This window comes from Thermaurantiacus sp., from assembly GCF_053487655.1.
The window spans coordinates 1-7271 of the sequence record NZ_JBRCLD010000027.1 but is presented as its reverse complement, the minus strand read 5'-3'; the positions used below and the strand labels follow the sequence as shown (position 1 = coordinate 7271).

Below are 7271 nucleotides of genomic sequence, written 5' to 3'. Positions count from 1 at the left end.
CACGATCTCGAAGGCGACATCGACCTGTGTCGAGACAATCTCCTCATATTCGATCTCGGCTTCGGCCAATGCCGTCTGCTCGACGGGCGACCACATGACCGGCTTGGCGCCACGATAGATCTGGCCCGTCTCAGCGAACTTCAGAAGCTCGGCAGCAATCGCGGCCTCGGCGGCGAAGTCCATGGTGAGATAGGGCCGGTCCCACTCGCCCCACATGCCAAGGCGCTGCAGTTGCGAGCGCTGCACATCGACCCAGTGGGCGGCATAGGCCCGGCACTGGGCGCGGAACTCGGTCAAGGGCATGTCGCCCTTGCGGATGCCCTTGGCGCGGTTCAGTTCCTCAACCCGCCATTCGATCGGCAAGCCATGGCAGTCGAAGCCCGGCACATAGGGCGCATCAAACCCGAGCATGGTCCGGGTGCGGATCACGAGATCCTTCCAGATATGGTTCATCGCATGGCCCAGGTGCATGTCGCCGTTGGCGTAGGGCGGCCCATCGTGGAGGATGTAGCGCGGCGCCCCGGCGCGCGCCTTGCGCAGAGCCTCGTAGGCGCCCTCCGCCTCCCAGCGGGCCAGCAGCCTGGGCTCGGTCTCAGGCAGCCCGGCCCTCATCGGAAAATCGGTCTGCGGCAGGAAAACGGTTGCCCGCCAGTCACCTGCTCCCGTCTTTGCATCCATGGTGACAGCGCTTCTAGAGCGCTCCTAGACGGATTCCAGCGCGTTTTTTGCGAACGCTTCTGCGAAACGGTAAAAACTTGCGTTTTTTCAGCGATTTAGGCTTGCACACCCGGAGATGCGGCGATATCTGACAGCCACAGTCTGAAAAGGAGCGAGCGCCATGAAGGGCGATGCCAAGGTGATCGAATATCTGAATGCCGTGCTGAAGGGCGAGCTGACCGCCATCAATCAATATTTCCTGCACTATCGGATGCTGGACAATTGGGGTGTGAAGAAGCTTGCGAAATATGAGTATCATGAGTCCATCGACGAGATGAAGCATGCCGACAAGCTGGTCGAGCGCATCCTGTTTCTTGAAGGACTGCCCAATCTCCAGACACTCAATCGCCTGCGGATTGGAGAGAATGTGCCCGAGATCTTGGCCGCCGATCTCGCCCTCGAGCATGAAGCGATCGCGCTCCTGAAAGAGGCCATTCCCCATTGCGAGAGCGTGCGTGATTTTGTCTCGCGCGAGCTGTTTGTCTCGATCCTCGACGCCGAGGAAGAGCATGTCGACTTCATCGAGACGCAGCAGGAGATGATCGCGCAGATGGGCCTGCAGAATTATCTCCAGCTTCAGTCCGAGCCAGCCGGAAGCTGAAGCCTTCAGGCCAGGGCAGGCTTGAGAGGCCCCTGGCGCTGCCGGCGCAAAGGCGCGCCTGCGCCTCTTGGCAACGGCGGCGGTGTCACTCCTCGCCGAACCGGTTCTGGACCAGTTCAGCGAGTGCGGCAACTGCTGCTTCGGCGTCTGCACCCTCGGCGCGAATGCCGATGGTCTCGCCCATCGCTGCTCCCAGCATGAGAAGGCCCATGATTGAGGTGCCCAGCACCTCCTGGCCGTCCTTCATGACATGGACAGTTGCCGCATATTGGCTTGCAAGAGTGACAAACCGGGCGCTTGCTCGGGCGTGAAGCCCGCGCCGGTTGGCAATTCGGAGCTCGACCGGCCCAGCGACAGCCAAGCTCAGGCTGCCTCCCCAAGCAGCCGGCTGGCAACCGAGATATATTTGCGGCCCGCCTCCTGGGCGAGATCGACGGCCTCGGTGACGGTCTTGGCCTTGCGCACCGTTGCAAGCTTGATGAGCATGGGAAGGTTGACTCCGGCGATCACTTCAAGTCGCTCGCGCCCCAAGAGCGAGATGGCCAGATTGGACGGCGTGCCGCCGAAGGTATCGGTCAAGAGGATCACCCCGCGTCCGCTATCGACGGCTGCAGCTGCTGCGGCAATCTCGGCGCGCTTGGCTTCCATGTCGTCGGCGGCATCGATGCTGACCGCGCAGCATTGCGGCTGCGGGCCGACGATATGTTCAAGTGCCGCGACAAATTCGGCTCCGATCCGCCCATGGGTTACCAGCACAAGCCCGATCATTTCTCGTCCTTCCTGGGCGCCCAAGCAGCGCCCCATCTTTCTCAAGGGTGCGCAAGGTCGCGATGCACCACGAAATTTGGCCAGTTGGCCGCAGCAAGCGCACGTCCGACCCGCTCGACGAACGCGACCGAGCGGTGCCGCCCGCCAGTGCAGCCAAAGGCGATGGTCAGATACGCTCGTCCTTCGCGCCTGTATCCGGGAAGCAGCAAGAGAAGCAAATCCAGGATGCGAGCAAAGGCAGGAGCGAAGGCCGGGTCGGCTTCGACATGGGACTGAACCGCAGGCTCCCGCCCGTCCATGGAGCGAAGATCCGGATCCCAGTGCGGGTTGGAAAGGAAGCGGACATCGAAGACAAGATCAGCGTCGCGCGGGAGCCCGCGCGAATAGCCGAAGCTACAGATGGTGACAGTGAGCATCGCTGGCACTGCGCCGAGCACGCGCTCGAGCACAATGCGCCGGAGGTCATGCGGGCTCATGTCGGACGTCTCGAGCACAAGGTCCGCGCGCTCGCGCAGGCGCGCCAAGGCCTCGCGCTCGCGGGCAATCCCGTCGGCGACTGGCCGGTCTGGAGACAATGGATGTGGGCGCCGAGTCTCGCCAAAGCGGCGGGCAAGCACATCATCAGCGCAATCGAGAAACAGCAGCCGGACCGGGTGACGCGCAGTTGAAAGCTCGGCAATGCGGTTGAGCAGGAGCTCGGGCGCAAAAGCGCGAGTGCGCGTGTCCACTCCGACGGCGACCGGATGCTCGTCTGGCACCATGAACAGGGCTGGGAGCAGTGCGAGCGGCAGATTGTCGACAGCCTCGAAGCCGGCATCCTCGAAGGCGCGAAGGACGGTCGACTTGCCAGCGCCGGACAGGCCGGTCACGATGACATGTGGCGCGTTTTCAAGACGCGGCTGCAGACCCCCTGGCATCGGGCCATCAGGCGGATCGGGGGTTCCAGCCATGACCGCTTTCTTCGGTGAGCAGCGCAAGCGCAGCAAGAGCCTTCGCTGGCGCTGACGCTTCAAACGGGTTGAAGGCAAGGACCGGCAGCGCCACCCCAGCGAAGGCCCGCCGGGGCCAGCCATCGGGCGGCGCTGGCAAGCGTTGCGGCGGGGCGGCGAGGTCGAGCGCAAGGCGAATCGGCGCCTGCCGGACAAATGGCAGCCGGACGAGGCCAATCCCGCGCACCTCAAGGAGACCTGCGAGCCGAGGCGGCGAGGTTGCAACCAGCCCGTCCGCTGCGGCCGCAAGGAGAACCTGATCATCCGCCACGAGGATGCTGCCAGCCTCAACCAGCCGCAAGCCAAGGTCCGACTTGCCTGACCCGGGCGGCCCAAGCAACAGGAGGCCACCGGCCGGTGTGGCAATCGCAGTCGCATGCACCCGTGTGCTGGTCATTGCACTGCCCCGACAACCGGGCGTGCCCCTTCCGCCGCGCGCACTCCGCCCAGCCGCTCGCCAGTTGCGAGAACCCGCGGCAAGCGCACGACGAAGCTCGCCCCGGATGCTCCGTCGGCACGGCTGGTCACGAACACGTCGCCGTCGAACGCCTCGATGATCGAACGCACGATCGAAAGCCCCAAGCCGCTGTGGCGACCATAGGACTCGCCTTCGGGACGTTCAGAGTAAAAGCGGTCGAAGATCGCAGTCGCCAGCGATGGATGAACACCCGGGCCCTCATCCTCGACGCGCAGCTCGACGAGACTGGGCCCGGCGCTGACGGCAACCGTGACCTGCCCTCCTTCGGGCGAGAAGCTCGCGGCATTGTCGAGCAGATTGCCGACTACCCGCTCGAGCCGGCTGGGTTCCGCCAGCACCAAAGCCATGCCGTCGGCCGGCGCAGCCACGTGCAGCCGGAGCCGGTCAGACCAGGGCGTAACGAGACCCAGTGCAGCTGCCATGCCGCGGACCAAAGCGGCAAGATCGACAGGCTCAAGCCGAATGCGCGACAGCTCGGCCTCAAGCCGTGCGCCTTCGGAAATGTCGCTGATGAGGCGGTCGATCCGCCCGACATCATCGGAGATGAGTGCAAAGAGCTGCGCACGATGCTCCGGGCGATGCACTGATCCGAGCGCCTCGACGGCGCTGCGCAAGCTTGCAAGCGGATTCTTGAGCTCGTGGGCGACGTCGGCAGCGAAGGCCTCCGTGGCATCGATGCGCTGCCTGAGCGAGGCTGTCATGTCTGCAAGCGACCGGGCCAGACGGCCGATCTCGTCGCGCCGTTCGGGAAAGCGCGGGATCTCGACATCGCGGTCGCGGCCGCGGCGCACCCGGCCGGCAGCAAGTGCCAGCTCGCCAAGCGGGCGGACGATGGTGCGGGCAAGGTAGAGCGACAGGAGAAGGCTCGCTGCGAGAAGCGCGAGGAACAGCTTGAAGGTCTGCTCGCGCTCTTGTCTCACGGTCTCGACGAGATCGCCGGCATCCGACACGAGCAGGATGGCGGCAAGATCATCAGCACGATCATCAGCACGGGCCTTGGTGCGACCGCCCACCGGCACGGCGGCGAACAGGACGACAGCGCCATTGGCAGCGCGGCCGACGGATGCGCTTGGCCGGCCGGTCGCAACCGCGGCCACGGCATCGGGCCAGGACTGCAGCCGGTCGACAGCCGGCTCCCGCCACTCCGGGATCCGCGACCCGAGACTTGCCACCTCGACAAAACGGTCGAGCATGCGGGCTGTGGTACGGCGGAACCCCTCGGTCGTGGGGTCTTCGAGGACGAACTGCCGAGAGCCTGGCAGCGACCAATTGTCGGCCGCGAGCGCGCCGTCATGCCGGTAGAGCCGGACGCGCGTAGCCCTGGGCAAGGCCAGGCGCGCAATCCGCGCGCCGGCATCAGGTTCCTCGACCAGAAGCTGGGCGATGATGCTCCCCTGGCTGATCATCTCCGCCTGGCGGGTGGCCAGCAGGCGCTCGCGGAAACTGTCGAGGTAGAAGACCCCGATCGCAAATCCGATCAGGGCAACGAGGTTGACGAGGAGGATGCGCACGCCAAGCGAACGGTGGCGGACAAGGCCGAAGCGCGTTTGCCATGTCCACTGCCGCCCGCGCGGCACGTGCGCGCCCTCAGCCATCCGGGTCGAACCGATAGCCGACGCCATAGAGGGTCTCGATGGCCGCAAAGCCCGGGTCGACGGCCCGGAACTTCTTCCTGAGCCGCTTGATGTGGCTGTCGATGGTGCGGTCGTCGACATAGGTGTCATCAGGATAGGCAACGGCAATCAAGGCATCGCGCGACTTCACGAAGCCCGGACGCTGGGCGAGCGCGTCAAGGATCAGGAACTCGGTCACGGTCAGCGCGACCTCCTTGCCATCCCAGGTCACGCGATGCCGGGCCGGCTCCATGGTGAGGCGGCCGCGGACCATGGCGGCCTCACCAGTCCCTTCCTCGTCCTGGTCCTCGCGCCGGTCGGTGCGGCGCAGCACGGCACGGATCCGCTCGACCAGAAGCCGGTGCGAGAAGGGCTTGCCAATATAGTCGTCGGCACCCATGGCAAGCCCCAGCACCTCGTCGATCTCGGTATCCTTGGAAGTGAGGAAGATGACTGGCAAGCGCGACCGCTCGCGCAACCGGCGCAAGAGCTCGATCCCGTCGAGCCGCGGCATCTTGATGTCGACCACAGCAAGGTCGGGCGGGTTGTCAAGAAGGGCGCGCAGGCCCGTCTCACCATCAGCATAGACCCGCGTGACGAAGCCCTCGGCCTGGAGCGCGAGGCTGACAGATGTCAGGATGTGGCGATCATCATCCACAAGCGCGACGACTGGCGCCAGCGCGTCCGTGGCCGGCCTTGTCATTCGGCTGCATCCGCTGCTGCCAGGCCCGCAAAGCTTCGCAATGGCACTTGGGCCTTTGCATGTCGCTGCCACATAGCTCCCGGCTCCCGAATTCGCGAGGAATTTTCTGGCGGACCCTTGCAACCCTGCGACAAAGCTCGCAAGGGTCTCTTCTCTTGCGGGCCCGCCTGTGGGCCCGCCCCTTCGGCATTTGCCAGTTCGGTTACGGCAGAAGGACGAGCGTAATGGGATCAGGAACCTCCGATCGGCTGGGGCTCGGCATTGCAACGGCGGCCAAGATCCACGCCAATCTCGGCACGGCACCGCTGCTCGAGCTGGCCGTGGCACGAGGCGAGGGCCTGTTCTCGAAGGACGGCGCCTTCGTGGTCGAAACCGGGCCTCATACCGGGCGGTCTGCTGCCGACAAGTTCATCGTCCGGGACTTCGAGACTGCGGAGACCGTCTGGTGGGGGAAGACCAACCGGCCGATGGACCCGGCCCATTTCGCAGCTCTCAAGGCCGATTTCCTGGCGGCGCTTGGCCGGTGTGAGACCCTTTTCGTCCAGGACCTGTTCGGCGGCTCGCAGCCCGAGCACCGTGTGAACGTCCGGGTGATTACCGAGCTTGCTTGGCATTCGCTCTTCATCCGCACGCTCCTCGTCCGGCCCAGGCTGGAGGAACTCGTCGGCTATGCGCCCGAATATATCATCATTGACCTTCCCTCCTTCCGCGCAGACCCGGCGCGGCACGGCTGCCGGAGCGAGACGGTGATTGCCGTCAGCTACAGCGAGAAGCTGATCCTTATCGGCGGCACCCGCTACGCTGGCGAGATGAAGAAATCCGCCTTCGGGATTCTCAACTATCTGCTGCCGGCGCGAGGGGTGATGCCGATGCACTGCTCGGCCAACATTGGCCCCAGGGGCGACACCGCGATCTTCTTCGGTCTTTCGGGAACCGGCAAGACCACCCTTTCAGCCGATGCCAACCGGACGCTGATCGGTGATGACGAGCATGGCTGGTCAGATACGGCAGTCTTCAACTTCGAGGGTGGCTGCTATGCCAAGATGATCCGCCTGTCGCCCGAGGCTGAGCCCGAGATCTATGCAACGACGAAGCGGTTTGGCACCATTCTTGAGAATGTCGTCATCGATCCTGTCACGCGCGCAATCGATCTCAACGACAACCGCTTGGCTGAGAACAGCCGCGGCAGCTACCCGATCGACTTCATTCCCAATGCCAGCCCCGACAATCTGGGGCCAGTGCCCAAGAATATCATCATGCTCACAGCAGATGCCTTCGGCATCTTGCCGCCGATTGCCAAGCTTACGCCCGAGCAGGCGATGTATCATTTCCTCTCTGGCTACACAGCGCGCGTGGCTGGCACCGAGATTGGAGTGACCGAGCCCGAGGCGACGTTTTCCAC

General features: G+C 64.5%; 9 protein-coding genes. 2 read left to right on the top strand and 7 right to left on the bottom strand.

What is annotated here, in order from left to right:
- Nucleotides 1-678 (bottom strand): class I tRNA ligase family protein (locus ACWIQA_RS02935; protein ID WP_448581572.1); only part of this gene is annotated, 678 nt, incomplete at its 3' end.
- A gap of 160 nt (nucleotides 679-838) precedes the next feature.
- Here ACWIQA_RS02935 and bfr point away from each other — a divergent pair.
- Nucleotides 839-1318: a bacterioferritin gene (bfr, locus tag ACWIQA_RS02930; RefSeq protein WP_448581571.1), complete on the top strand. Its 480-nt coding sequence runs from the start codon at nucleotides 839-841 to the stop codon at nucleotides 1316-1318.
- Nucleotides 1319-1403: 85 nt separating this feature from the next.
- Here bfr and ACWIQA_RS02925 read toward each other — a convergent pair whose 3' ends face one another.
- The 6 genes from ACWIQA_RS02925 to ACWIQA_RS02900 are packed head-to-tail and all read right to left on the bottom strand — an operon-like array spanning nucleotide 1404 to nucleotide 5869.
- On the bottom strand, nucleotides 1404-1679 hold the full coding sequence (locus ACWIQA_RS02925) for an HPr family phosphocarrier protein (protein ID WP_448581570.1): 276 nt from the start codon (nucleotides 1677-1679) through the stop codon (nucleotides 1404-1406).
- Between the two features lie 2 nt (nucleotides 1680-1681).
- Nucleotides 1682-2086, bottom strand: a complete 405-nt coding sequence (locus ACWIQA_RS02920; RefSeq protein ID WP_448581569.1) for a PTS sugar transporter subunit IIA — start codon at nucleotides 2084-2086, stop codon at nucleotides 1682-1684.
- A 41-nt stretch (nucleotides 2087-2127) separates the two neighbouring features.
- Entirely contained in the window at nucleotides 2128-3036 is a 909-nt protein-coding gene (gene rapZ / locus ACWIQA_RS02915) for an RNase adapter RapZ (protein WP_448581568.1), read from the bottom strand.
- A complete protein-coding gene (locus tag ACWIQA_RS02910; protein ID WP_448581567.1) occupies nucleotides 3011-3472 on the bottom strand; it encodes an HPr kinase/phosphorylase in 462 nt (153 codons plus the stop codon). The genes rapZ and ACWIQA_RS02910 overlap by 26 nt, the downstream gene beginning before the upstream one ends.
- Nucleotides 3469-5148: a stimulus-sensing domain-containing protein gene (locus tag ACWIQA_RS02905; RefSeq protein ID WP_448581566.1), complete on the bottom strand. Its 1680-nt coding sequence runs from the start codon at nucleotides 5146-5148 to the stop codon at nucleotides 3469-3471. The genes ACWIQA_RS02910 and ACWIQA_RS02905 overlap by 4 nt, the downstream gene beginning before the upstream one ends.
- Nucleotides 5141-5869: a response regulator transcription factor gene (locus ACWIQA_RS02900; RefSeq protein ID WP_448581565.1), complete on the bottom strand. Its 729-nt coding sequence runs from the start codon at nucleotides 5867-5869 to the stop codon at nucleotides 5141-5143. The genes ACWIQA_RS02905 and ACWIQA_RS02900 overlap by 8 nt, the downstream gene beginning before the upstream one ends.
- Before the next feature lie 224 nt (nucleotides 5870-6093).
- On the opposite strand from ACWIQA_RS02900, the gene ACWIQA_RS02895 reads away from it, so the two are divergent.
- Nucleotides 6094-7271 (top strand): phosphoenolpyruvate carboxykinase (ATP) (locus ACWIQA_RS02895; RefSeq protein WP_448581564.1); only part of this gene is annotated, 1178 nt, incomplete at its 3' end.